The following is a 24819-nucleotide window of genomic DNA, read 5'->3' on the forward strand; positions in this document are numbered from 1 at the left end:
GTTTTTGCGCCTCATCGGCGTTAAGCCGCGTGTGGCAGGTTGACCTTTCGCGCGGGCGCGGCTAGCGGTTTGCGCATGGCACGCGCACCCCTTCTCCAGCTCTCCGATATCTCGCTCACCTTTGGCGGCGATCCCGTATTTGCGGGGCTTAGCCTCGTTGTCCAGGAGGGCGACCGTGTCGCGCTTGTTGGCCGGAACGGATCGGGCAAGTCCACCTTGATGAAGGTGATGGCGGGTCTGGTCGAGGCCGATCACGGATCGCGCGTCCTCGGTCCTGCGACCTCCGTGGGTTACATGGATCAGGATCCCAAAATGGACGGGTTCGAAACCTTGGGCGAATTTGCCTCGTCGGGGTTGGACCCTAGCGAGACATATAAGGTCGATATGGTCGCCGAAGGGTTGAAATTCAATCCTGATGGCTTGATCGCGACCGCATCCGGTGGAGAACGCCGCCGTGCGGCCTTGGCCAAACTTCTGGCCGAAGCGCCGGAGTTGATGTTGCTCGACGAGCCAACCAACCACCTCGATATCGAGGCGATTGCGTGGCTTGAAAACGAGCTGAAGACCACGAAAACCGCTTATGTGATCATCTCGCACGACCGTGCCTTTCTCAACGCGTTGACCCGTGCCACGCTGTGGATCGACCGTGGGGCGGTGCGTAGACAGGAGCAGGGGTTCGAGAAATTCGAGGAATGGCGCGACAAGATCTGGGACGAAGAGGATCAGGAGCGCCATAAGCTCAACCGCAAGATCAAAGCCGAGGCCCGTTGGGCGGTCGAGGGCATTTCCGCCCGCCGCAAACGCAATCAGGGCCGCGTGCGCGCGCTCGCTGAATTGCGTGAAACCAAGGCGGGCCAGATCAAACGCCAAGGCACCGCCGCGATGGATCTGGAGGTCTCGGAGACCTCGGGCAAGCGCGTGATCGAGGCCGAAGGGATTTCGAAATCCTTTGGCGATCGCACGTTGCTGCGCAATTTTTCGATCAAGGTGGGGCGGGGCGACCGGATTGCCTTTGTCGGGCCGAACGGCATCGGCAAAACCACCTTGCTCAAGATGCTGACAGGTGAATTGGAACCGGACGCGGGCCACGTCAAACGCGGGACCAAGTTGGACATGGCGGTGTTCGACCAGACCCGTTCAAACCTGCGCGAGGACCTGTCTTTGTGGGAGGCGATGACCTCTGACAAGGGGATGCGGGTCTCTGGCAAGGCCGATCAGATCATGGTGCGCGGCACGCCCAAACACGTTGTGGGCTATCTCAAGGAATTCCTGTTCACCGATGCTCAGGCGCGCGCACCCGTCGCGTCACTGTCGGGGGGGGAGAAAGCCCGCCTTTTGCTCGCCAAAATCATGGCCGCGCCGTCGAACCTTTTGGTGCTCGACGAGCCGACCAACGATCTGGACATCGAAACGCTCGATCTGTTGCAAGAACTGCTGACCGATTTCGAGGGAACGGTGTTGTTGGTCTCGCACGACCGTGACTTTATCGACCGTGTGGCCACGCAAACCGTGGCGATGGAGGGCGATGGCGAGGCCACCGTTTATCCCGGCGGGTGGTCCGACTATATCCGCCAACGCGGCGACCGCAGCGCGGCCAGGGTCGAGGTGAAACCCGCGGGCAAACCGGGCGGCAAGGACAACACATCCCCTGCCGCATCCTCCAAAGGCGCATCGGGGCTGTCGTTCACCGAGAAACACCGCCTTGAGGTCTTGCCCGCCGAGATCGCGCGGATCGAGGCCGAAATTGCCAAGCTTGGCGTGTTGCTGTCGGACCCCGATTTGTTCACCCGTGAGCCGGTCAAGTTCGCCAAAGCCTCCGACATGCTGATCGAGCGTCACAACGCCCTGTCGGACGCCGAAGAGGAATGGTTGACCCTCGAAGAAAAAGCGGCGGAATCTTAAACGCGCCACCGCAATTTTCCGTCGATACCGCTCCAAAGTGAGCCAAAACCTGCCAGACCCGCGCCCCCCATGCGCGGCTCTTTTCCGATCACGCGCCGCTCACCAAGGCGTGAGGGCCTGTGGGGGTGAAAGTTCGGAACCAATTGCGCATTTGTTCATTGATCTAACGGACCGCATGAGGCGGACGACAGATACGCCCTCTGAAATTTGAGGCAGACAATGGAGAGACTTATGACTTCCTTCACTCACAAAACGACACTTCTGGCATCCGCAGCAGCCCTTTCGGCCGCGTTGAGCGCCCCCGCATTCGCAGGATCACTGGCCGAGCCCGTGGTTGAACCCGTTGTTCCCGCCGCCGCCCCTGTCTACGTTGCCCCGTCGGGCGAATGGACGGGTGGCTATGTCGGTGGGACCGTCGGGTACGGATGGGGCTCTGACGCCGCGGCGGATGCCGATGACATGACCTATGGCCTGTTTGGTGGCTACAACTACGACTTTGGCAACTTTGTCCTCGGTGGTGAACTTGATTACCTCAAATCCGATCTGGACAATGGCACGGTCGCCGTGGACGACATGACGCGGTTGAAACTGCGTGCGGGCTATGACCTTGGCAAAGCGCTTGTCTACGGTGTGGTCGGCGCCAACTACGCCAACGCCACAATCGGCGGGACGGATTACTCGGACACCGGCGTGACCTACGGTCTGGGCATGGATTATGCCGTGACCGATCAATGGACCGCAGGGTTCGAAGTGCTGCAAAACGACTTTAGCGAGTTCGACAACAGCGGCTCTGATCTGTCGGCCGTCACGGTTGGCGCACGCGCAAGCTTCCGCTTCTAAGATCCCCCTGTTGCGCGGCCTTTCCCCATTGTCTCACTGCTATGGCTAAACCGGTCGCGCACGCCGCCACCCCTCGCCGTTCCTGCGGGGGGTGGCTTTTTGCGTAACTTAAGGTAGCAGTGGGGAGATTGTTTTTGACCAAGGCGCCCCTCAATGAAACCACCCGTTCTTTTGCTCGTCCTGTCCCTTGTTGCGATCTTTGTCGCCCTTCAGGCCTATATCCGCCTCGCGCCCGTTGATGCGGCGCGGTGGGATGTCGATCCTTTTGCCGCCCCCGATCCGGGCGAGGGCGGTGACAAATGCCTGATCGACACCGCTATGACACCGCAAGAGGCTCTGGGCCGCTTGGCGCAGGTGGCACAGGCCACCGCCCGCACGCGCTTGGTCGCGGGATCGGTGGAGGCGGGCCGTATGACCTATATGACCCGTTCGAAGCTCTGGGGCTTTCCCGATTTCACCACCATCGAGGCCCGCGCCGTGCCGACGGGCGCACAGGTCGCCATTCTGGCCCGTCTGCGGTTCGGCAAAAGCGACCTTGACGTGAATGCCACCCGCGTGGCCACATGGCGTGCGGCGGCGGGTCTGTGAGGGGGCGTGCCGGCATGACCCGGGGGGCCGCCCGCGTGAAACCGCTTGACCGCGCGGGCGTTCATGGGCATCAGATCACGCCATGATACCACAAGACCGCCTTTATCAGATCATCCAGCGTTTCGAATACCTTGAGGCCGCAATGTCCCAAGGCGAGGGCGATATTGCCGCTTTGGGCCGTGAATACGCCGAATTGCGTCCTGTGGTCGAACAGGTCCGTGCCTATCAGGGGCTTTTGGCCGATCTGGACGAGGCGCAGGCCATGTTGTCCGATCCCGATATGAAGGCTTTGGCCGAAGAAGAAATTCCGGCGCTGAAACACCAGATCCCCGCCGCCGAAGAGGCGCTGCAACTGGCGCTTTTGCCCAAAGATGCCGCCGACAACGGCTCGGCCATTCTGGAAATCCGTCCCGGAACGGGGGGCGATGAGGCCGCCTTGTTCGCGGGGGATTTGCTCCGGATGTACCAACGCTATTGCGAAGTGCAGCGGTGGACCTTCGAGATTATCGAGCTGCAAGAGGGCGAGCTTGGCGGCGTGAAATCCGTGACCGCCAACGTGCAAGGCGCGGGCGTGTTTGCGCGGCTGAAGTTTGAAAGCGGCGTCCACCGTGTACAGCGCGTGCCGGAAACCGAAAGTCAGGGGCGCGTGCACACATCGGCGGCCACGGTCGCGGTTCTGCCCGAGGCCAAAGACGTCGATATCGACATTCAGGCCAATGACATCCGTATCGACACCATGCGGGCCTCCGGTGCGGGCGGCCAACACGTCAACACCACGGATTCGGCGGTGCGCATCACCCACTTGCCCACGGGCATCATCGTGGTCTCGGCGGAAAAATCGCAACACCGCAACCGCGAGATCGCCATGAACGTGCTCAAGGCGCGGCTCTATGATCTGGAGCGGCAAAAACTCCATGACGAACGCTCTGCGGCGCGTAAAAGCCAGGTCGGGTCGGGGGATCGCTCCGAGCGCATCCGCACCTACAACTTCCCGCAAGGACGTATGACGGACCACCGCATCAACCTGACGCTCTACAAACTCGACGCGGTGATGAACGGCGATCTCGACGAGATCATCGAGGCCCTGACCTCCGACCACCAAGCAAGCCTGTTGGCGGAGATGGAGGGATGAGCCGAACCGTGCAGATGGCGTTGATCGCCGGCACGAAACGGCTTGCGGCCTCGGGACTGGACGGGGCTGCGCGTGATGCGCGGTTGCTGATGGCCCATGTGCTTGACCTTGCGCCCGACCGGTTGACGCTTGTCATGCCCGACGATCTGTCCGAGACCTGTTTTCTGGCCTTCGAGGCGGCCATCGACCGGCGTCTGTTGCGCGAACCTGTCTCGCATATTCTCGGGCGGCGCCAGTTTTACGGCCGTGACTTTATCGTGAGCGCCGATGTCCTTGACCCGCGCCCCGAGACCGAAACCCTGATCGACGAAGCCCTGTCGCGCCCGTTCAGTTCCGTGTTGGATCTGGGCGTTGGATCGGGTGCGATTTTGCTGACCTTGCTTGCGGAAAATCCCTTGGCCAAGGGGCTTGGCACCGATGCCTCACAGGCGGCGTTGGACGTGGCGGCGCGCAATGCGCAGGCGCTCGGGCTTGGCGGTAAAGCGCGGTTTCAACGCGCCGACTGGTTCGCGGGTGTTGAGGGTGTGTTTGAATTGATCGTGTCCAACCCGCCCTATATTGCCGCCGACGAGATGGCGGGACTGGCGCCCGAACTGGACCATGAGCCGCGCATGGCGCTGACCGACGAGGCGGACGGGCTGTCGGCCTACCGTGCCATTGCGGCGGCGGCGCGGGCGCATTTGGTGCCGCGCGGGCGGATCGTGATGGAAATCGGCCCGACCCAAGGGGCGGCTGTGTCCGACATGTTGCTTGCCCAAGGGTTCAAAGCCGTGCGTGTTTTGTGCGATCTAGACGGGCGCGACCGTGTGGTGCGCGCACAGGCGCCCAACCCGCATCCGCGTAACGCCGGTAAATAGCCTCAGATCGCGGCCAACCTCGCAAAAACCCGCGTATTTGAACAAAAGTTAAGGGTTTGTTGGAAAAACGCCTTGTAAAGTAAGGCGGAATGTGGTGATTAAACCCGTGTTCAGTGGGCCGTTTGGCCCCGATCACACCTACCCGAATAGTGCAGGCCTCGCATCGCTCATTCCCGAGCGCTTGAGACGCACCAAGAGTATGGCACGCGCCACCGATTATAATCGGCGCATTTAGGCTCAAAAGGCAAATACATGAGATCTACGAAAAATCGCTCGCGGTCAAAGAACAACCGTAACCGTTCAAATACTGTCGGAAACGTTGTAAACCGGGTGTTCGATAGCTCTGGGCCAGAGGGCCGCGTGCGCGGCACGCCGCAGCAAATTATTGATAAATACAATCAGTTGGCCGGTGATGCACAGCTGAGCAATGACCGCGTGGCCGCAGAGAATTTCCAACAGCACGCAGAGCACTATGTGCGGATGTTGGGCGAAGCTCAAAAAGAGCTGGACGCGCAACGCGAGCAACAAGAACGCGAACGTGAAGAGCGCCAGAAGCGTCAGGACGAGGAACGCGCCGAGCGCGAAGAGCGTCAAAAACGCCACGACGAAGAACGGGCTGAGCGTCAGCGCAAGCATGACGAACGTCAGGCCGCCGCCGCCCCTGTGGCGGGTGAGGGCGCACAGCCTGATCTGGCCTTTAACGAGCCGGCCCGCGATGCGTCATCGGAGGATGCAAACGACAGCGGTCTTGTGGAGACGCCCGAGCAGGCGCCCAAGCCAGACCCCAAGCCAAAGCGCGCCCGCGCGCCGCGCAAACCCCGCGCCCCACGCGGTGATAAAGCCGCCACCGAGACATCATCGGACACGGGCAAAGGCGACGGCAAAACCGACACATCCACTGCCGCGGAATAAACCACGCCGAAGGGCGTGAAGGCGAGCGGTCCCGCGCAGGCGGACCGGCGCCAAATGGACGACAGGTGATCCCAAAAACCCGCCCTCATCCGAGGCGCGGGTTTTTCTTCGGGTCTGCTCCGGTTGCGGTTAGGGCGTGAGCGTTTCGGCGGGCTCTACGCGCAAGGCGTCTGGCACCTGTGGCCGCGAGGCGCAAAACCGGTGGAGCTTTGCCATCGCGGGGTCCGCCACAATCTGGCGAAAACGGTCTTTGTGAGCGTCGACGGCCAAGCGCGTCAACTGGCCGATGACCCCATCCGTGGCCGCATTGATCCGGTCCATTTCCGCGATCAAACGGTCCCGGAACCTCTGCACCCGCAGATCTTCCATCTGGTTTTTGTTGCGCTTGGTCCAATAGCTGTGATCGATGCTGCGATTGGCCTGATGCGCACTGCCCTTATAGGCCTTGAGTGTAAAGCTTTGTGCGTCGCGGGTGATGTAATGGTTGATTTGAGCCAGTTTGCGCATCTCGGGGTCGGAGCATTGATAGTTGCGCAGCTCGAACGCGCCCTCGCGAAGGCCCGATCCGTTCACATAGGTGCGCGGAGCGGTGTCGCCCTTTTTCAGGCGCGGGCGGTGGACCCCGGGCCGCAGGAACTTTTCATTTCGAAACAGGGATTTGAACGGAATTGTGCGGTTCGCAACCCATCTGTCGTATTCGCATAGGGTGAACCGGTCCGTGACCAACCCGTGGTCGATTTTACGTTGATGGCCTGTCCCGAACCGTTTCCAGTTGAGAAAGGCGCAATCGGTCTTTGCGGGCAGGGCCGAGATCAAAGATCCAAGCGTGCCGTCATCGGTGTTTATCACCAGAAATTCGTCCAGATCGAGGGCCATGATCCAGTCGGCAGAGAGATATCCGGCTTGACGGGTGGCGCGTTTATAGGCGCGGACCTGATGGGTGCCGCGCGGCGCAGAGTTGTAGAGATATTGCACCACACCCGCCTTTGCGAGGGTCTGCATGATCTTGCCCGTGCCATCATCGGAATCGTTCTGGAACATGATAATGTTGTCGAACCCGAGGGCGCGGTGATAGGCAACCCATTCCCAGATATAGGGGGCTTCGTTTTTTGCTGTTGTGACGAGGGTCGCGAAACTGGAAATGATAGCCGCCTAAAATACGTGTCAGATTATGGTGCGATTTTACGTCCCATGGCGGTTTGTTCAACCCCCTGCGATGGATATTCACCCCTGTTTTCGGGGCTGTTCCATCATCAGCGTGTCGATCAGGTTGGACATCAATTCGGCGCGGTTGCGACTGTTGGATTTGCGGTAGATGGTGTTGAGATGCGCCTTGATCGTGCCGGGCTTATTGCCGCGTATCTCTGCGATTTCATCGATGGACAGACCTTTGACCATAAACGTTGCCACATCCCATTCCGCGGGCGACAGCTTCCAATCGGCAAAGCAGGTTTCAATGATGTCGAACACGGCGCTTTGTGCGACCTGAAGGCTTTGTTCCAACCGTGCTTTGCGCCGCGCGAGGGTCAACAGGACGCGGGTTTCGACGATCATCGCCACCACGAGGGCCGCGGCGGCGATGGCCTCGATGGTGATGTGACGCCCCCACGCCGCGCCGTTTGCGATGATATCCGTGATGAGGTCGGAGGCAAAGAACACCGTGCAAAAGGCCTGTACCAAAATCAGGATGACCAGGACGAGCGGGGTTTTATAGGGGAACGTCTTTGACATTTCGGACCTCTTTTGCGTGGCCGGTCAGGGCAGGTGTTTGTACCCTGTCACCATGGCACGGGGCAAGTTCACGGATGTGCGGCGGCTTTCATAGATGACAGCGACGATATGGGCGACAACGGAAATCTCGGCCCATGTAACGGCGATTTCATGCAGCTCTTCGGGCCATTCAACGCCCCAAAACAGATCCGTGGTCATCATCCATCCCGACAGGCCGATGATGGCAAGGGTTGCGATCAGGTTGTAGATCATCAAGGCCCCGAGCGGCGTGTGGCCTTTGTGAATATGGGTGCGGCCCGACACCATATCGGCGGCCTGCTCAAGGGCGCCGGATACCGAGGGTGCAAAGGAGAAAAAGCGGGCGTATTGCGTCCCGACAAACCCCCAAACCACCCGCGCGGCGACCAGTGACATGATCACATAGCCGATGATCAGGTGCAGGTCGCTTTCGTCATCCACAAACAGGGCGTTGGCGGCAAAGCACCCGACCAGAGACCAGTGGAACAGGCGCACAAACGGGTCCCATATTTTAACGGCCTTGCCGGCAGGCGATGTGGGGTCGGCGGTTCGGTGTGCGGACATGGGAAAACCCTTTTTGCGCAAATATGTGGGGCGAATGTCCGGCGCGACGCAGGGACACGGCCGCGCCGGACATGAGGGTGCAAACGGGATCAGTCCTTGATTTCGACAATCTGGAAATCACCGTCGAGCATCACTTCGAACTTGCTGCCATCTTTTTTGGCATAGGCTTCATACAGACCATGTTCGAGTTTGATTTTGCCAACATCGTAGCCCTGATCGGTCAGCAGTTTGGTGATTGTTGCCTTGTTGGCATCGGTCAGTTCAACCGTGTTTGCGGCAAAGGCCGAAGCGGTGAAGGCCGCTGCGACAAGCGTGGCGTAGAGAAGGGTGTGTTTCATGTCGGGGATCCTGATGTGAGAGATAGGGTGGGGCAAACGGGTGCCAGTGCATCCCGTTGCTGATCCCGACATGACGGATCAGGCCCTGTTTGACGATTGAACCGGAGTTGGAGTGGTGCCGATTATGACTCCGGTTGAGGCAAATGCGCCTTGGGTCTACCCCTTGGCGACCTCGCGGGCCAGGGCGCACCATCCCTCGATCGGCACCTGTTCGGCGCGGTCGGTGGGTTTGATTCCTGCGCTCTCAAGGCGGTCCTGAATATCGCTTGCCACCCCTTTGAGCGAGGCGCGCAGCATTTTGCGGCGTTGGTTGAACCCTGCGGCGACGATGCGTTCCAACACTTTCGGATCGGCCTCGAACCGTGGCGCAGCAAGGGCCTCGAGATGGACCACGGCAGAGTGGACTTTGGGCGGCGGGCTAAAGGCCTCGGGCGGTAATTCCATCACGATGTGCGGGGTGGCCCGCCATTGGCTCAAAATCGCGAGACGGCCGTATTTCTTGGTTCCCGGTTGGGCGACGATGCGCTCGGCCACTTCCTTTTGGAACATCAGCGTGAGTGAGCTCCAATAGGGCGGCCACTCTTTGGGGGTCAGCCACCGCACGAGCAATTCGGTGCCGATGTTATAGGGCAGGTTTGACACCACCCGCACAGGCGGCGTGAGGCGCTCAAGCGGGTTCAGCGTCAGCGCGTCTGCGTTGATCACCTCAAGGCGGCCGGGGTAATGCGCGGCGATTTCGCCAAGGGCGCCCATCACGCGGCGGTCTTTTTCCACGGCAAGCACCTTGCGCGCGCCCTCGGCCAACAGGCCACGGGTCAATCCACCCGGACCGGGACCGATTTCAAGCACATCACACTGGCTCAGATCCCCCGCTTGACGGGCGATTTTGGCGGTCAGGTTGAGGTCGAGCAAAAAGTTCTGACCCATGGATTTTTTGGCCACAAGGTCGTGGTGTTCGATCACATCGCGCAGGGGCGGCAGTCCGTCGAGAGCGGTCATTGGGATGGGCCTTTCGCGCTTGCATGCGCCATGTGCCACGCCATGTCGAGCGCCGCGATGAGGGAAGTGGGATCGGCCACGCCTTTGCCCGCGATGTCAAAGGCGGTGCCGTGGTCGGGAGAGGTGCGGATAAAGGGCAGGCCGAGCGTCACGTTGACGCCGCCCGCAAAATCAATGGTCTTGATCGGGATCAGTGCCTGATCGTGGTAGGCGCAAATGGCCACGTCGTAGCCCGCGCGGGCGGCGGCGTGGAACATGGTGTCGGGGGGCATCGGCCCTTTGATCGCGTAGCCTTCGGCGCGCAGACCCGCGATCAACGGGATCATCCAGTCGCCTTCCTCGTGGCCCATGGCGCCACCTTCGCCGGCGTGCGGGTTCAGCCCCGCGATGGCAATACGCGGATTGGAGATCCCCCAGAACCGTTTGAGATCCGCGGCGGTGATGCGGATCGTCTCGTCCAAAAGATCGGGCGTAAAGGCCTCGGGCACATCTTTGAGCGCGATATGGATCGTCGTCGGCACCACGCGTAACTCGGGACAGGCGAGCATCATCACCACGCGATCGATCCCGCCCAAATGGGCCAGAAATTCGGTGTGACCCGGATAGGCAAAGCCCGCGCCGTCCTGAAGAACTTTTTTGTTGATGGGGGCTGTACACACGGCGGAGGCCTCCCCCGAACGGGTGAGCGACACGGCGCGGCTGATCACGTCCACCACGCCCTGTGCATTGGCAAAATCGGGTGTGCCACATTGCGCGGGCTTGGCAAAGTCGTGACGCAACACGGCCAGATGGCCGGTGGGGATGTGCAGCGCCCCGGCGGGTGCGGTGATTTCCACCACCTGCGCACCATGGGGCAGGTGGCGCGGATCCCCGATCCAGAAGAACGGCACGCGCCCCTCAAGCAGGGTGGCGGCTTTTACCGCCAGTTCGGGACCAACGCCCGCAGGCTCGCCACAGGTCAGCGCGATCGGTGCAGGCACGCCTGTCATGGCTCGCGCTCCTTATTTGTAGGTGATAACCGCGTCGGCTTTCAACTCGGACAGGTAGCTATCGGCAAGTGCGGTGAGGCGTTTGCCCTGCAGACTGTTGCGCACGGCGTCGCGGTTGGCGTCGCCCGTTTCGGCGTAGTTGCGTCCACACATCATCAAGAACACAAGCGTCTGGCCGTTCGTGCGGGTCAGTGCCGTGGACACCTCGCCCGTGTCCAGTTGCGCCAATTCGACGGCGACATCATCGGGAATGTCGGCAAAGGGGAGCGTGTCGATTTCGAGCGTGCTTTCGGGCTCGCCCTTGGCAATGCCGTAGAGATCATCGCAGGTATCGACCTGTGCGGCAATTTTTGCGGCGCGGGCCAGTCCGGCCTCGCTGCGTCCCCCCCCGATGTAATAGGCGGCGTATTTGATGGAGGCGGGGGTCGGTGTCGGTGCATCGGTTTCCTCGATTGCGCGCAGTTGGAAAATGCCGATGGCATTGCCCGTTGACAGCGGTGCCGTGACCCCGCCCGTGGGCAGTGAGGTGACAGCCGATTGCAGCGGGGCAGGCAGATTGCCAACCGACACCCAGTCAAGGCGCCCGCTTTTGCCTTTGCTCGGTGCAACCGAATAGGTGCGTGCGGCGGCGGCAAAGGCGGCAATGGTCGGGTTGGCGGCGATGCTTGCGGCGCGGCGCTCGGAGGCGGCGCGCTCGGCGGGGGTGCGGGCGGGGAGGAAAATCTCGGACAGCAAGACGCGCAAGCCACCCGAAGGCCCGTTCTGTTGCAAGGCCCGGTCGATTTCCGCCTCGGAAATGGTGATTTTGGCGCCAAAACGGCTACGGGCGTAATCGCGCCACACAATGCCGACCGTCACGAAGTCGCGAAAGCTTTCATAGGCAACGCCGCGTTTTGCCAAAAAGTCCAAAAGTTCGTCACCCGACAGGTTCCCGCGGGCCGCGAACTCTTCGATCCCTGCTTTGATCCCGTCTTCGGTGGCGACAAGCCCAACGCGTTTTGCCGCCGCGATCTGCAGGCGTTCGTTGATCAGGGCCTCAAGGGCCACCTTTTCCGTCGCCCCGCCACCGATGGCGCTCATCAACATGACACGTTGATTGACCTCATAGCGGGTGATGATCTGATCGTTGACCTGAACCACGGGGGCAAAGAGGTTTTGCGCCACGGCGGCGCGGGGGGCAATCGCGGTCGACATCATGGTCAAGGCCAGCGCGGCACAGGCCATAATCCGCATAAAGCGGTGCGTGCGGCCACTGCGGTGACCGGTCTCGACGTCTTGCGTTGTGCGTCTCATGCTCGCCCTCATTTTATTCTCTCGTCGTCAGGTGTTATCTTCTTAGTTGGTTTCGGCTTTCGGGCCAAGCGGATTGCGCGGTCCCTTAGGGCGTGGCCAATCCGCACGACCCTGTGGTGCGGTTCGATTTGGCCCCGAAGGCCCCGAACCCGATGGTCAGCGAATAGGACGTGTCGGGGTCAAGGGCGGTTGTATCGGCGTAGCGCCGCGTTGCCCCCAATGTTACTTTGGTGCATTCGTTTTCGAAAGACAGGCCAAGCCCCGCCGAATTGGTCAGGTCGTCGTTCAGGTCGTGACGGATATCGGCACTGGCGGTCCAGTAGCGGCCCAGATCGAACGACCCATCCAGTTGCAGCTCGTTGATATCCGTGTCGCGCCCCGCGTTGGCATCGGCCACGACATAGGCATGTGTCCCCGACACCGCGTATGTCTCACGCGACAGATCGAACCGTGTTTCCCACGCCGCAACGCTCAAATCATCGTCAAACACGCCGCGCGTGGTCAGGTTCAGCCCGTTGGACAGGGTGACATAGCCGCCGATAATCCAGTTGGCCCCCGTCCCGAACAGGGAGGTCTCGGTCGCGGGGGAGATTTCATCGACGCGCCCCAATGTGACCCCGTACCCCATGTGATCGCTGACGGAGGTGAACCGCAGGCCGAGGGCGGAACTGGCGCCCGATCCGGCGCGGTCATATCCGGCAAACCGCGTCAGATCCATGAGGTTGCCCTCGTCAAACTCCACGACCGTACTGTCCGAGTTCGGAACATCGCCGCCGTAGGTCTGCGCCCATCCGAGTTGGGCAAAGGGTTCAAGCACCTGTCGGGCGCCGCGTGTCGAGGTGCGCACCAACGGGTAGCTGAGCTGTACCGCGCCATAGGGTGTGGTCCGTGCCACCGTGCTGTCATAGTCGCTGTTCTGGTGAATGGCGTAGAGGTTTACGCCCACCCCCGCATCGGCACCAAAGCGCAGCCCCGGCCCGATGATATGGCTATGCGCCCAATCCACCGATCCGCCGACCCGCAAGACATCCAGCCCCCCCGCATCCGTCGACAAGGCAGAATCCGCATCGGATTTGCGGATAAACCCCGAGGCAGACAGCCCGTAGGTCAAGGTTCCGGGAAGGCGGGCCAATTCGGTGCTTTTCTCGAAATTGGCCTCGCCCAACACAAACGGGATCGTGTCCTTGATGGTTTGTTCGGATTCGCGCAGCGTCTTCGAGGTCATCAGCGTGGCGTCAAACGCGGCATCGGCGCCAAAGCGCGACAGGGTGATGTCCGAATTCAGACGGTCACCGGAGTAGATGCCGTAGTCGACCAGATAGGAGATGTCGGAGGCCGCCCGCAGGTCGATCCCGAGCGAATACCCCTGTCCGACATCCCATGCCCCCTCCACAAAGCCATAGCCGCGCAGCCCGTCGGACAAATCATCGGATGTCACTGCGCCCTGTGCCGCGATGTCGCCGTTCACATAGGCCTGTCGGTAGGACAGGTTGAGGGTCCGCGTCGCGGTTGACACGAACGGGGTCACGGTGAGGTCGCGGTGGTCGCCCAGTTTGATGAAATAGGGCACCTTGATGCCCCAACCCAATGTGGTCGAGCTGTACAGGCTCGGGATCATAAACCCCGTTGCCCGTTCCAACGTGGGGTCGGGCAGGCGCAGGTGCGGCAAATACATCACCGGCACGCCCGCCAGTCGAAACTGTGCGTTCGTAAAATACAGTTGCCGTGTTTGCGCATCGTGGATCACTTCGCCGGCCCGGATTTCCCAAAGCGGCACAGGATTGCCCGCGCAGACCTTACACGCTGATGTCACGGTATTGGACAGTCGGGTGTAGCGCCCGTCGACACGGTTGATCTGTGTGCTTGCCAGTTGCAGTTGTTGGTCGATCACCAGACGCGCGGATGTGAGGATGCCGTTGCGCAGATCGGCGTCAAGTTGCGCGGCATCCGCCAGAATGACCATTGTCCCATCGGCATCAATGAGGCGAATGGGGCCGGTGATGCCGAGCGATCCGTCTGCGCGATCGTACACGATCTGGCCCGAGGTCAGGCGCACATCGCCGTAGAACACCTCGACATTGCCCTGCGCCGTGAGGCGCGCCCCGTCAAAGCGCACCTGATCGGCCAGAAGTGTCGCTGCCGGGCGCTCTTGTGCCATGGCCGTGGACCACGATTGCACGCCGGAAAACGGCACCGCGCCCGTGATTCCCGCAAGCGACAGACAGGCTGCGCGAAGAAACATGCGCGACACCATCAACCGTCCTCCAAATGCAATAACAACGCCGTTGCGGCAAGAATGACCGCCAAAGGCGCGCCCCATGCGGCGAGTGATATCGGCACCTCGCCGTTCTGTCCCAGAATATTAGCAAAGTTGCGCAGAAAGAAAAACAGGAAGGCGAGCAGAATGGCAATGAGAACGCGCGGGGCGGTTCCGCCCAGACGGGTGTGGCGCATGGTCAGTCCCGCCCCGATCAGCACCATCGCAACAAACGTTAGTGGCAAGGCCAATTCGCTTTGAAACCACATCTTGTAGGCGCGGGCGGAAAATCCTGCGGCTTCGAGTTTGTCGATAAAGGCGGTCAGATCCCAGATGCTGATCTCTTTGGGCTTGCCGAACCGGTTGCGGATCTCGTCGGGCGAAAGCTGTGTCGGGAGCGTCATCGTCTCGTGCAGCGTGGCCTCGGCCTCGGGGTTCAGGGTGTCGGCCAAAGGCCAGTATTTCGCGCCCTTGAGCTCCCAGTTTTCCGGCCCGATCCGGGCCTCGTCGGCCTCGATCCTGTAGGTCAGGTTGCCATCGGTCTCGAACCCGAGAAAGGTGACGTCGCGCAGGGTTGTGGCGTCGAAATTGGACCGTGAGGCGCGAATGACGGTCTGACCGTTTCCATCGCCCTCGCGCAGCCACAGCCCCTCGTCGGAGACGGAAAATGCCTGTGTCCCACCGCCCGCGATCTCGGCTTCGCGTTGATCGTATTCGCGCGATGCCGCCGCCGAGAGCGGGTTGAGCACCGCCACGGTCAACAGGCCAAAGACAAAGGCCACCACCACGGGCGGCACCAAGGCCCGAAGCGCCGAGCGGCCTGCGGCCCGTGTGACCACCAGTTCGGACGACCGTGCGAGGCCCAGAAACATGACGAGGGTCGCCAGAGCCACGACGATCGGCAACAGATCGTACATGGCGGCAGGCAACCGCAACAGCGACAGCGAAAACAGCGTCCCGATCCCCAGATCGGCCGCGGCGAACCGCCGGAGCTGTTCGATCATTTCAATCATCACCGTGAGGCCCGAAAACGCGCCACCAACGATAAGCAAGGCCCGCGCAAACCGCCGTGCAAGATAGGCATCCAGTATCATGGCGCATCCACCCGTTGTGTCGCGGGGGCGGGTTTCATCGGGCGCAGTCGCGGATGGGCGGCACGCCACAACAGCGCATAGGCCATGCCCAATCCGGCCAGTGTCGGCAGATAGACCGCAATCCACAGGGTGTTATCACGCCGGAATGCCCGCGTGGCAGAGGTGTCGAGCATTTTGACCACAATCAACAGCACGATGGCAAACAGGATCTGACGCCACAGGCCAAAGCGTGAAAACCCGCCCGCCAACAGTGCCGCAAATCCGATCATGGCCGCCGCCAAGGCCAAAAGCGGCCCGCCATTGCGATCATGGAGCACCGCGCGAATGACCTCCGGTGTGGTCCCGAGCGCGGCGCGTTGCGCCGGTGAGGCCAACAGCAATGTCAGGCTGTCTGTTGCCGTCACTGTCGGACTTGGCGCCACACCTGTGTCGAGAAACGACCCCAATGCGTAGGCGAAGCTTTCAAACCGCGTCACGGCGAGGCGGCGATCCGCGCTGTCGTAATCCTGGGCCATGCCGTTGAACATCAAAAGCATCGGACCGCTGTCTTCGCGCACCAGTAAGGCGCGGGTGGCGTTAAAGCTCTGGCGGTCGCCGTTGTCATCCTTGCGCGACAGGTAAATGTCCAACAGTTCCCCCGCAGGCGTAATTTCGCGCACATAAAAGGTCACGCCGTCGCCCGGATGGACAAAACTGCCTTCGGTGAGAAATTGCGCGGTCATATCCTGCGCCAGTTCGGCGCGGCGCAGGGCCGTCTCACGCACCGACATCGGCACAAGGACATGTGACAAAACCCCGATCATCATTGTCACGATCAGGGCAAAGACAAACACCGCCCGCGACAGGCGGTAGGGCGAATAGCCGGAGGCCTGCACCACCACCAATTCCGACTCCGAGGACAGGCGGTTGGTGACAAACACCGTCGCCGCAAACCCCGCAATAGCAAGGACTTTGGACATCACGGAGGGCAGGGACAACAAGGTCAGATAGAAAAATGCCCGTGCCGATTGACCATCGCCCAACAGTTTATCAAGCAGCGACACGGCCGAGTTGACCCAGAACACGAGGATGAGAACGAGCGAGAAAAACCCGAACAGCATCAACAATTGTTGAAGCAGGTATCTATCGAATCTACCCAAAAACCTGTCCCCCCAAGGACATGACGCAGCATTTGCATGACCTTAGCGCCATGCGCGTGGGTCTGAAAGCGGGAAAGTGCTCTGGTCACGGTGGCGCGCGCCCGCTACCAATAGGGCAAATGCCATCCGCGCGCTGCACGCGCCACCCCAATGTGACACTTTAGGAGTTGACCATGACATCACCCGCCGCCCTGACCGTGACCGAAACCGACCTTGATACCATTGAGGCCTGCACCGCAACTGTGGCCGTTATGGTGGGGCCGGATGGCACTCTGGGCAAGGCCGCCCGCCGCGTGAACCGCCTCACCAAAGGCGCGGTGAAACGCGTGACCGACAGTGACGGGTTTGCCAAACTCGATGAGGGCGACGCAATCCCATTGGCGTTTCCCACGGGCATGGCCACCGAGACGCTTCTGGTCGTGAAACTGGCCCGCAACACCGCGCCCGATCTGGCCCGCAAGGCCGGCGCAAGCATCGGCGCCGCAATGGGCAAGACCGGCGCGTTGATTTTGGCGACCAACCCCAAACGTGGCGGCGATATGGCTCTGGGGGCTTTGCTCAAAGCCTATAAATTCACCGATCACACCTCCGCCGGTCCCGCCAAAGAGGTGCCACATGTGACCCTGGCCGTGACCAAACCCGAGGAGGTCGATGCCGCCTCCGTGAGTGCCTTGGCCGAGGGGGTGTTCTTTACCCGTGATCTCGTCACCGAGCCTGCGAACATTCTGACCACCACCGAATTCGCCACCCGTCTCGAGGCGCTCACCGCCTTGGGGGTCGAGGTCGAAGTGCTTGACGAACCCGCCCTTGAGGCGCTTGGGATGCGCACGCTTCTGGCCGTGGGGCAGGGCTCGCGCAGCCCGTCCAAGGTCGTGGTGATGCAGTGGAACAAGGGTGTCAAAGGCGACGCGCCATTGGCGCTCGTGGGCAAAGGTGTGGTGTTCGATACGGGCGGCATTTCCATCAAACCCGCCGCCGGGATGGAAGACATGACCATGGACATGGGCGGCGCGGGCGTTGTGGCCGGTGTGATGAAATCCATCGCCCTGCGCGGCGTCAAAGCCAACGTTGTGGGCCTTGTCGGGTTGGTCGAAAACATGCCCGACGGCAATGCGATCCGTCCCGGTGATGTGATCAAATCGATGAAGGGGGACACGGTGGAAATCATCAACACCGACGCCGAGGGCCGCATGGTTCTGTGCGACGTGATGTGGTACACACAAGAGCGTTTTGCCCCGCGCGGCATGATCGATCTGGCGACCCTCACGGGCGCGGTGATCATCGGGTTGGGCCATGACAACGCGGGTGTGTTTTCCAATGATGATGCGTTTTGCAAATCCTTCCTCAAGGCCGCGGAAATCGAGGGCGAGGGCGCATGGCGTCTGCCGCTTGGCGCGTCCTACGACAAGCAACTCAAATCCGACGTGGCCGATATGAAAAACGTTGGTGGCCGTCCGGCAGGGTCGATTACGGCGGCGCAGTATTTGCAGCGTTTCGTCAAGGAGGGGACCCCGTGGATCCACCTCGACATTGCGGGCGTGGCGGAGGTCAAAGCGCCCACCGCGATGGCGCCAAAGGGCGCGACCGGATGGGGCGTTTTGGCGCTCAACCGTCTGATCGACGATCTGGTCGTGGAATAAATCCCGATGGGCGCCGCCTATTTTTACCACCTCACGCGCAACCCGCTCGACGTGACTTTGGCCACTTTGGTGGAAAAGTCGCTCGGGGCGGGGTGGCGTGTCGAGGTGCGCGGGCGTGTGGATCAAACGCTTCAACGTCTGGACGCAAGTCTGTGGCAACGCGAGGGATTTTTGCCTCACGGCATTGCGGGCGGGGACCACGATGCCGATCAGCCCGTGTTGCTGACCACGGCGGCGGGCGGCAATGGCGCGCGTTGTATTCTGGCAATCGAGGGCGCGGAAGTGAGCGCGGACGACATCGCGGCGGCGGAGCGTGTGTGCATCTTGTTCGACGGGCATGACGGGGCGGCGGTGGCCCATGCCCGCACGCAATGGAAAGCGCTCACCGATGCGGGATGTGCGGCGCAATATTGGTCCGAGGACTCGGGACGATGGGAGAAAAAGGCCGACACAGACGACAAAAAGACACCCGGAGCCTGAGCCTTGTCGTCAAGAGCCAAGGGCCAAGGGCCAAGAGCCTAGCGCGTGAGGATCATCTTGTCGCGGGTGATCTCGATCTTGTCAAACCGCTGCAGGTATTCCATGCCCAACAGCGACCCGAACAGCTCCCCGTCGGTCACATAGGCCTTGACGCGGTCGTCCTGAATCCCGCTGATTTCAAGGGTGTCGATGCGCACGGGGGCGGTGCGCACGGTGCCATTGGCGGTTTGGGCCTGACCCACAAAGGCCAGATCATCGACATTGATCCCGACCCGTGCGGCATCCTGTGCCGATAGCACCACGTTGGATGCGCCGGTATCGACCAGAAATTCGACATTTGCGCCATTGACGCTTGCGGTGACAACGTAATGCCCGCCACGGTCGCGCGGAATTTCAACAACGCCATTGCCGTGGTTGATCTGCGCGGGTGCAAGGCGGGGTTTGACGTCGGTCCACAGACCAACGCCCGCAAGGATCCCGATAAAGATCAGCGCCCAAAGCACAGCATGGCGCACCATTTGTCCCATCCGTTTGCGGTTGGCGATCAGATAGTAAAAGCCCACTGCGCCAAGCAGGAGCGAAAGATACAAAATGCGGGCGGTGTCATCGGCTGTCATAAGCTATAGATAGGGGGGCGCGACCCGAATGTCAGTAGGACAAAGCGACCACATCGCGCACACCGTCGATCACAAACTGGACAGACAGCGCGGCAAGCAGCATCCCGAAAATGCGCGTCACCACATTGATGCCCGTGGCCCCGAGGATTTTCTCCATAAATCCCGAGACGATAAAGAACAGCAACACGATCAGGAGCACCGACACCAGAACCGCCTCGATGATGAGGGCGCCGACCACGCCATTGCTTTGATCTATCAACAAAATCATCGATGTAATCGCACCCGGACCGGCGAGAAGCGGCGTGGCCAAGGGGAACACGGAGGGGTCTTCGACGGGTTGGTGTTCGGGGTGTTGTGCGTGCTCTTCGCGCCGCTTTGTGCGTTTCTCGAACAGCATCTCGAGCGCGGTGAGGAACAACAACAATCCCCCCGCGATGCGGAACGCGGGCATGGAAATCCCTGCAAAGGTCAACACCTGATCGCCCAGAACGCCAAACAGCGTCAAAATGCAAAAGGCGATGAACACGGCGCGAAACGCGATGGCGCGGCGTTGTTTTGCGTTCAAACTTGGCGTCAGGCCGACGAACAGCGGCGCAAGCCCGATGGGATCAATGATCACAAAGAGCGTCACAAAGGCGGTGATGATCTCGGTGTGGGGCATGGGCGGTCCTGTGTCTAGCGCGGTTAGACCCGCACCCAAACATGGGCGGCGCTCTAACGCAATCTTTGTGATGGGGGCGCGGGGTTGTTCGTCGCGCTCACGGGTGGGGCGTGGCCTTGGCCAAGCGGGCAGGGATCATCCCTGCGCCGCCTCCAGTTTTTCAAGCGCAATCATCCACAACTCTTCGGCGCGCTCCTGAGCATCACAGACCTCGGCGTATTTCTTTTGCCAGATCACAGCCGCCTCTTTGTCCTCGTACAGCGCCGGATCCGCCAGTTTGACCTGTAGCTTTTTGGACATGTCCTCAAGCTTGCTCATGCGTGCCTCGCACTTTTTCGCCTCCACTTTGAGGGCCTGAATGTCCTCACGGGTGGCTTTGCGCACGGGTTTGGCCACGGGTTTGGCTTTTTTCTCGGCTTTGGGTTTCTCGTCGCCTTGCAACAACAGGTTGCGGTAGGCCTCCAGATCGTCCGTGTAGGGCGCGACACGGCCATCTTTGACGAGCCACAAACGGTCGGCCACAAGCGAGAGCAGGTGCATGTCGTGCGACACCAGAACCACAGCGCCCGTGTAGGCGGTCAGCGCCTCGACAAGCGCCTCGCGGCTCTCGATATCGAGGTGGTTGGTCGGTTCGTCGAGGATGAGCAGGTGCGGCGCATCAAGCGTGGCAAGCAACAGCGACAGGCGGGCCTTTTGGCCCCCGGACAGACGTCCGACCTCGGTGTCGGCCTGATCGGCCCCAAGGCCGAAGGTCGCCAGTTTCGCCCGCAGTTTGGGCGGCAACACACCCGGCATCGCGGATTGAAGGTGCTGAATGGGCGTCTCGTTGAGGTGCAATTCGTCCACTTGGTGCTGCGCAAAGAAACCGATGCGCAATTTGTTGTGGCGCGTCACGCGGCCGCCCATCGGATCCAGACGGTCGGACAGCAATTTGGAGAGCGTCGATTTGCCCTCGCCGTTGCGCCCGAGCAAGGCAATGCGGTCGTCCTGATCAATGCGCAGGTCAAGCTTGCCGAGGATTTGTTTGCCGTCATAGCCCACGGCCGCGCTTTCCATGCTGATGATGGGCGGCGACAGCTCTTCGGGTTCGGGGAAGGTGAACACAACCCGCGCCGCATCTTCGGGCGCGGTGATTTTTTCCATCTTTTCAAGCATCTTGACGCGGGACTGCGCCTGTTTCGCTTTCGAGGCTTTGGCTTTGAACCGGTCCACAAAGCTTTGCAGGTGCTCGCGTTGCAGGTCCTGTTTCTTGGCCGCCGCCGCAAGGACGGCACGTTTGGCGGCGCGGGCCTTGGCGAAATCGTCGTAGCCGCCCGTATAAAGCGTCAGTTTCTTGCTCTCCAGGTGCAAAATCGCCCCCACGGCACGGTTCAACAGCGCCCGGTCGTGCGAGATCAACAGCACCGTGTGCGGGTATTTGCCAAGGTAGGTCTCAAGCCACAATGCGCCCTCGAGGTCGAGGTAGTTGGTCGGTTCGTCGAGCAGCAGAAAGTCGGGCTGCGAGAACAGCACACCGGCCAGCGCCACACGCATCCGCCACCCGCCCGAAAAGGCGGAACAGGGCATGTGGATTTCGGCCTCGGTGAAACCCAACCCTTTGAGAATGCTTGAGGCACGCCCTTCGGCGCTCCACGCGTCGATATCGGCCAGACGGGTCTGGATGTCGGCAATGCGATGCGGGTCCGTGGCGGTCTCCGCCTCGGCCATCAAGGACGCGCGTTCCTCGTCGGAGGCAAGCACGGTGTTGATCAGCGACACCTCGTTGCCCGGCACCTCCTGTGCGACCCCGCCGATGCGCGCCCCGCGCGGGATTTCAATCGACCCGCCCTCGAGGCCAAGCTCGCCGCGGATGATGCGGAACAGCGTGGTTTTGCCGGCGCCATTACGGCCGACAATACCAACCTTGTGGCCGGTGGGGACAGTGACAGACGCGTTCTCGATCAGAGTGCGGCCTTCGACGGAATATGTGATATCGTGGATTTTAAGCATGGGGCTTCCATTGCCTGTGTTTGCGTCCCGCGTCAATCGCCGCTTTCGCAATCATGGCTTTTCAAACACGCATCCTCATGGTAATCGGCGCGCAATCAACGGGTGCGGCGGCAATCGTCGCGCCCGTTCCCGTTATCAACGCAATTCAATGAGGTCCATCATGGCTATTCAGCGCACATTCTCCATCATCAAACCCGACGCCACCAAACGCAACCTGACCGGCGCCATCGTCGCCAAATTCGAAGAAGCAGGCCTGCGCGTTGTCGCATCCAAGCGGATCCAGTTGAGCCTTGCGCAAGCCCAGGAATTCTACGGTGTACACAAAGAGCGCCCCTTCTTTGGTGAACTGTGTGAGTTCATGATCTCCGAGCCAATCGTTGTTCAGGTTCTCGAAGGTGAAAACGCCATCGCGAAAAACCGCGAAGTGATGGGCGCCACCAACCCCGCCGACGCCGCAGAGGGCACAATCCGCAAAGAGTTCGCACTCTCCATCGGTGAAAACTCCGTTCACGGCTCCGATGCGCCCGAAACGGCTGCTGTCGAAATCGCGTACTTCTTTTCCGGTCTTGAACTGGTCGGCTAAGCCGCGCCCCGCGAAACCGCGAACATGATGTAAGAGAGGCCGCCCCGAAACGGGCGGCCTTTTTGTGGCGGATAGGGGTGTGGCCGCATGAGGGTCACACGACAGATTGGGGTGCGGATCAGATCGACCGTGTGTCAGGCGTGCGTGCGATGATCCAGACGGCGTGTATGATCCCCGGAATATACCCCAGAAGCGTCAAAAGGATATTGAGCCAGAACTGTTTGCCGAGGCCCACTTGGAAAAACACCCCGAGCGGCGGCAGGATGACGGCGAGAAGAATGCGAATGAGGTCCATGGCGGGGGCTCCTTTTCAATGGTGCGTTGAGAAAGAAACGTGGCCCGTGGCGGTTTTGTTCCAGAAAACGAAAACGAAGACGGATGCTTCGTGCCTGTTTCGGGGTCAGCGCTTTGCGCCTGTGCCGATCGCATCCAGAATCCGCTCGATCCCCGTGGGGGGTGCGTTTGTGTCGGTGAGGGCGGCGGCCTTGATCGCGTCGAACCGCACGCGCAGCGCCTTTTTCTCGTCGCCCTTGCAGTCATTCCACGGACGCCCCTGAAGCCCCATGACAAGCGCGTAATACCCGATGAAATGCGGCTGTGTGCCATGGGCCAAAAGGCGGCCATAGGCGGTATCTGCGCCCATCTCGCGCAAGTGTTCGGCGCTTGTGATCCCCGCCCGCGCAAAGCTTGCATCAGAGGCCGGACCAAGGTTTCGAATGCTTGAGACGGGAGATGACATGCGCGGCCCTCATGTGGTGACGGGCCGTCAGTCTAATCGCGAAACGCCAAAACGCAAACGCAATGCGCAAACCTTAGATGTCGGCCCAATCCTGAAAATTCACAGGGGCGCTGCTTGGTGGTTTGCGTGGACCCGCGGGGGCGGTTTTGACGGGTTGACGGGGAAGTGGTTGTGTTGCCGTAGCCATGATAGACCTCATACGTTTTAAACCAAAAGTGCGTTCATTTGGTCAAAACACTATGCCGGTGGCGCGACCCAATCTTGACCATTGCGTGCCATACTGGGGTAAATTGCGACAAATTTGGTTTGAGGGCGGGGGTGTTCGGGTAAGGGTCTGTTTACCGTTTTCGGGCGGCTAGCGCCCTTTGACCACGCTATCAATCGCGTGCAGCGTTCCCAATAATCCCGCCAGATCGTCGATGCGGATCATGTTCGGCCCGTCCGAGGGTGCCGTGTCCGGATCCTGGTGTGTCTCGATAAACAGGCACGCGGCCCCCACGGCAATCGCGGCCCGCGCCAGATGCGGCACCATGGTGCGGTCCCCGCCCGATGCGGTGCCTTGCCCGCCGGGGTGCTGCACCGAATGGGTGGCGTCAAAGCAGACCGGATAGCCCGTTTGCGCCATGCGGGGCAGACCGCGAAAGTCACTCACAAGGGTGTTGTAGCCAAACGAGGTGCCGCGCTCGCACAGCATAATGTTGGTGTTTCCGGTCGAGGCGACTTTTTGCGCAACATTGTCCATGTCCCACGGGGCAAGGAATTGCCCCTTTTTGATATTGATCGCCTTGCCCGTTTCGCCCGCGGCCACCAACAAATCGGTTTGGCGGCACAAAAAGGCGGGGATTTGCAGCATGTCCACGGCCTCGGCCGCGGCGGCACATTGGGTGGTTTCATGCACGTCGGTGAGCACCGGACAGCCGAACTCGGCGCGGATTTTCGACAGGATGCCCAGGCCCTCGTCGGCGCCCAATCCACGCATGCCGCCCAAGGACGAACGGTTGGCCTTGTCATAGGAGCCTTTAAAGATGAACGGGGTGCCTGTCGCGGCACAGGCGGCGGCGATTTTGTCGGCCAGCATCCGCGCATGATCAAGGCTTTCCAACTGGCACGGCCCCGCGATCAATCCGAACGGCAAATCATTGGACAGGGTAACGGTGCCGATGGAGACGGGTGTTGCGCGTGTCATGTCAAAGCCCCTTTGGTTGCCGCACATAAACCACGGATGGGCGTGGATGGGCAAGAGAGCGGGACAGGATCAGCGCGGGCCTGAATGAACGGGGGGATCTTAATTATGCGTTAACTGTGGTGGCTATGCGTGTGGCGCATAATGGGTTGACCGTCTTGGCGATTGTCCCAAAGCGCTTTAAGGTCCATCTTAAGCCTATCCGAAACGGGCCGCAGAACGAAGGCCCAATCACTCAAAAGGGCCTGACTGACAGGCCCGCATACTGGAGACC

Annotated in this window: 25 protein-coding genes; 9 read left to right on the forward strand and 16 right to left on the reverse strand. The window is 60.9% G+C overall.

Annotation, left to right across the window (positions count from 1 at the left end):
• The first annotated feature begins 75 nt into the window (after window positions 1–75).
• From ACN0Q0_RS06915 to ACN0Q0_RS06940, 6 genes are all read left to right on the forward strand, one after another.
• Window positions 76–1902, forward strand: a complete 1827-nt coding sequence (locus ACN0Q0_RS06915; protein ID WP_417242651.1) for an ABC-F family ATP-binding cassette domain-containing protein — start codon at window positions 76–78, stop codon at window positions 1900–1902.
• A 231-nt stretch (window positions 1903–2133) separates the two neighbouring features.
• Window positions 2134–2742 carry an outer membrane protein gene (locus tag ACN0Q0_RS06920; protein ID WP_417242652.1) on the forward strand — a complete coding sequence of 203 codons (609 nt, stop codon included), beginning with the start codon at window positions 2134–2136 and terminating at the stop codon, window positions 2740–2742.
• A gap of 153 nt (window positions 2743–2895) precedes the next feature.
• Window positions 2896–3330: a DUF1499 domain-containing protein gene (locus ACN0Q0_RS06925; protein ID WP_417242653.1), complete on the forward strand. Its 435-nt coding sequence runs from the start codon at window positions 2896–2898 to the stop codon at window positions 3328–3330.
• Between the two features lie 82 nt (window positions 3331–3412).
• The gene (gene prfA, locus ACN0Q0_RS06930; protein ID WP_417242654.1) at window positions 3413–4462 is read left to right on the forward strand and encodes a peptide chain release factor 1; all 1050 of its coding nucleotides are present in this window, start codon (window positions 3413–3415) and stop codon (window positions 4460–4462) included.
• A complete protein-coding gene (gene prmC / locus ACN0Q0_RS06935) occupies window positions 4459–5319 on the forward strand; it encodes a peptide chain release factor N(5)-glutamine methyltransferase (RefSeq protein ID WP_417242655.1) in 861 nt (286 codons plus the stop codon). The genes prfA and prmC overlap by 4 nt, the downstream gene beginning before the upstream one ends.
• A 252-nt stretch (window positions 5320–5571) precedes the next feature.
• The gene (locus ACN0Q0_RS06940) at window positions 5572–6231 is read left to right on the forward strand and encodes a DUF4167 domain-containing protein (protein ID WP_417242656.1); all 660 of its coding nucleotides are present in this window, start codon (window positions 5572–5574) and stop codon (window positions 6229–6231) included.
• A gap of 129 nt (window positions 6232–6360) precedes the next feature.
• Here ACN0Q0_RS06940 and ACN0Q0_RS06945 read toward each other — a convergent pair whose 3' ends face one another.
• From ACN0Q0_RS06945 to lptF, 10 genes are all read right to left on the reverse strand, one after another.
• A complete protein-coding gene (locus tag ACN0Q0_RS06945) occupies window positions 6361–7377 on the reverse strand; it encodes a glycosyltransferase family 2 protein (protein ID WP_417242870.1) in 1017 nt (338 codons plus the stop codon).
• Between the two features lie 78 nt (window positions 7378–7455).
• The gene (locus tag ACN0Q0_RS06950) at window positions 7456–7962 is read right to left on the reverse strand and encodes a helix-turn-helix transcriptional regulator (RefSeq protein WP_417242657.1); all 507 of its coding nucleotides are present in this window, start codon (window positions 7960–7962) and stop codon (window positions 7456–7458) included.
• A gap of 24 nt (window positions 7963–7986) precedes the next feature.
• Window positions 7987–8544, reverse strand: coding sequence for a cytochrome b/b6 domain-containing protein (locus ACN0Q0_RS06955; protein ID WP_417242658.1), 558 nt, complete (start codon window positions 8542–8544; stop codon window positions 7987–7989).
• 89 nt (window positions 8545–8633) lie between these two features.
• Window positions 8634–8882, reverse strand: a complete 249-nt coding sequence (locus ACN0Q0_RS06960; protein WP_417242659.1) for a PepSY domain-containing protein — start codon at window positions 8880–8882, stop codon at window positions 8634–8636.
• Between the two features lie 156 nt (window positions 8883–9038).
• Window positions 9039–9881, reverse strand: coding sequence for a 16S rRNA (adenine(1518)-N(6)/adenine(1519)-N(6))-dimethyltransferase RsmA (gene rsmA, locus ACN0Q0_RS06965; RefSeq protein WP_417242660.1), 843 nt, complete (start codon window positions 9879–9881; stop codon window positions 9039–9041).
• On the reverse strand, window positions 9878–10861 hold the full coding sequence (gene pdxA, locus ACN0Q0_RS06970) for a 4-hydroxythreonine-4-phosphate dehydrogenase PdxA (RefSeq protein WP_417242871.1): 984 nt from the start codon (window positions 10859–10861) through the stop codon (window positions 9878–9880). The genes rsmA and pdxA overlap by 4 nt, the downstream gene beginning before the upstream one ends.
• 21 nt (window positions 10862–10882) lie before the next feature.
• Window positions 10883–12163: a peptidylprolyl isomerase gene (locus ACN0Q0_RS06975; RefSeq protein WP_417242661.1), complete on the reverse strand. Its 1281-nt coding sequence runs from the start codon at window positions 12161–12163 to the stop codon at window positions 10883–10885.
• Window positions 12164–12248: 85 nt separating this feature from the next.
• The gene (locus tag ACN0Q0_RS06980; RefSeq protein ID WP_417242662.1) at window positions 12249–14405 is read right to left on the reverse strand and encodes an LPS-assembly protein LptD; all 2157 of its coding nucleotides are present in this window, start codon (window positions 14403–14405) and stop codon (window positions 12249–12251) included.
• Between the two features lie 11 nt (window positions 14406–14416).
• Complete coding sequence (gene lptG, locus ACN0Q0_RS06985) at window positions 14417–15514, reverse strand: LPS export ABC transporter permease LptG (protein WP_417242663.1); 1098 nt, start codon at window positions 15512–15514, stop codon at window positions 14417–14419.
• On the reverse strand, window positions 15511–16653 hold the full coding sequence (gene lptF / locus ACN0Q0_RS06990; protein WP_417242664.1) for an LPS export ABC transporter permease LptF: 1143 nt from the start codon (window positions 16651–16653) through the stop codon (window positions 15511–15513). Before lptF ends, lptG begins: the two co-directional genes overlap by 4 nt.
• A 173-nt stretch (window positions 16654–16826) precedes the next feature.
• Here lptF and ACN0Q0_RS06995 point away from each other — a divergent pair, with 173 nt between their 5' ends.
• On the forward strand, window positions 16827–18293 hold the full coding sequence (locus ACN0Q0_RS06995) for a leucyl aminopeptidase (RefSeq protein WP_417242665.1): 1467 nt from the start codon (window positions 16827–16829) through the stop codon (window positions 18291–18293).
• A gap of 6 nt (window positions 18294–18299) precedes the next feature.
• Window positions 18300–18773, forward strand: a complete 474-nt coding sequence (locus ACN0Q0_RS07000) for a DNA polymerase III subunit chi (protein WP_417242666.1) — start codon at window positions 18300–18302, stop codon at window positions 18771–18773.
• A gap of 38 nt (window positions 18774–18811) precedes the next feature.
• Here the strand turns inward: ACN0Q0_RS07000 and ACN0Q0_RS07005 are convergent, their stop codons facing one another.
• The 3 genes from ACN0Q0_RS07005 to ACN0Q0_RS07015 all read right to left on the reverse strand — a co-directional run bounded on the left by ACN0Q0_RS07005 (window position 18812) and on the right by ACN0Q0_RS07015 (window position 22040).
• Window positions 18812–19390, reverse strand: coding sequence for a retropepsin-like aspartic protease family protein (locus ACN0Q0_RS07005; protein ID WP_417242667.1), 579 nt, complete (start codon window positions 19388–19390; stop codon window positions 18812–18814).
• 31 nt (window positions 19391–19421) lie between these two features.
• A complete protein-coding gene (locus ACN0Q0_RS07010; RefSeq protein WP_417242668.1) occupies window positions 19422–20051 on the reverse strand; it encodes a MarC family protein in 630 nt (209 codons plus the stop codon).
• 135 nt (window positions 20052–20186) lie between these two features.
• Entirely contained in the window at window positions 20187–22040 is a 1854-nt protein-coding gene (locus tag ACN0Q0_RS07015) for an ABC-F family ATP-binding cassette domain-containing protein (RefSeq protein ID WP_417242669.1), read from the reverse strand.
• A 160-nt stretch (window positions 22041–22200) separates the two neighbouring features.
• Here ACN0Q0_RS07015 and ndk point away from each other — a divergent pair, with 160 nt between their 5' ends.
• On the forward strand, window positions 22201–22623 hold the full coding sequence (gene ndk, locus ACN0Q0_RS07020; RefSeq protein WP_417242670.1) for a nucleoside-diphosphate kinase: 423 nt from the start codon (window positions 22201–22203) through the stop codon (window positions 22621–22623).
• 118 nt (window positions 22624–22741) lie between these two features.
• Here the strand turns inward: ndk and ACN0Q0_RS07025 are convergent, their stop codons facing one another.
• From ACN0Q0_RS07025 to kdsA, 3 genes are all read right to left on the reverse strand, one after another.
• Window positions 22742–22918 carry a YqaE/Pmp3 family membrane protein gene (locus ACN0Q0_RS07025; protein WP_417242671.1) on the reverse strand — a complete coding sequence of 59 codons (177 nt, stop codon included), beginning with the start codon at window positions 22916–22918 and terminating at the stop codon, window positions 22742–22744.
• Between the two features lie 105 nt (window positions 22919–23023).
• A complete protein-coding gene (locus tag ACN0Q0_RS07030; protein WP_417242672.1) occupies window positions 23024–23362 on the reverse strand; it encodes a TfoX/Sxy family DNA transformation protein in 339 nt (112 codons plus the stop codon).
• 355 nt (window positions 23363–23717) lie between these two features.
• A complete protein-coding gene (gene kdsA / locus ACN0Q0_RS07035) occupies window positions 23718–24548 on the reverse strand; it encodes a 3-deoxy-8-phosphooctulonate synthase (protein ID WP_417242673.1) in 831 nt (276 codons plus the stop codon).
• Between the last annotated feature and the right edge of the window lie 271 nt (window positions 24549–24819).

The sequence above is a fragment of the Celeribacter sp. genome, assembly GCF_048259695.1.
Lineage (GTDB): Bacteria > Pseudomonadota > Alphaproteobacteria > Rhodobacterales > Rhodobacteraceae > Celeribacter.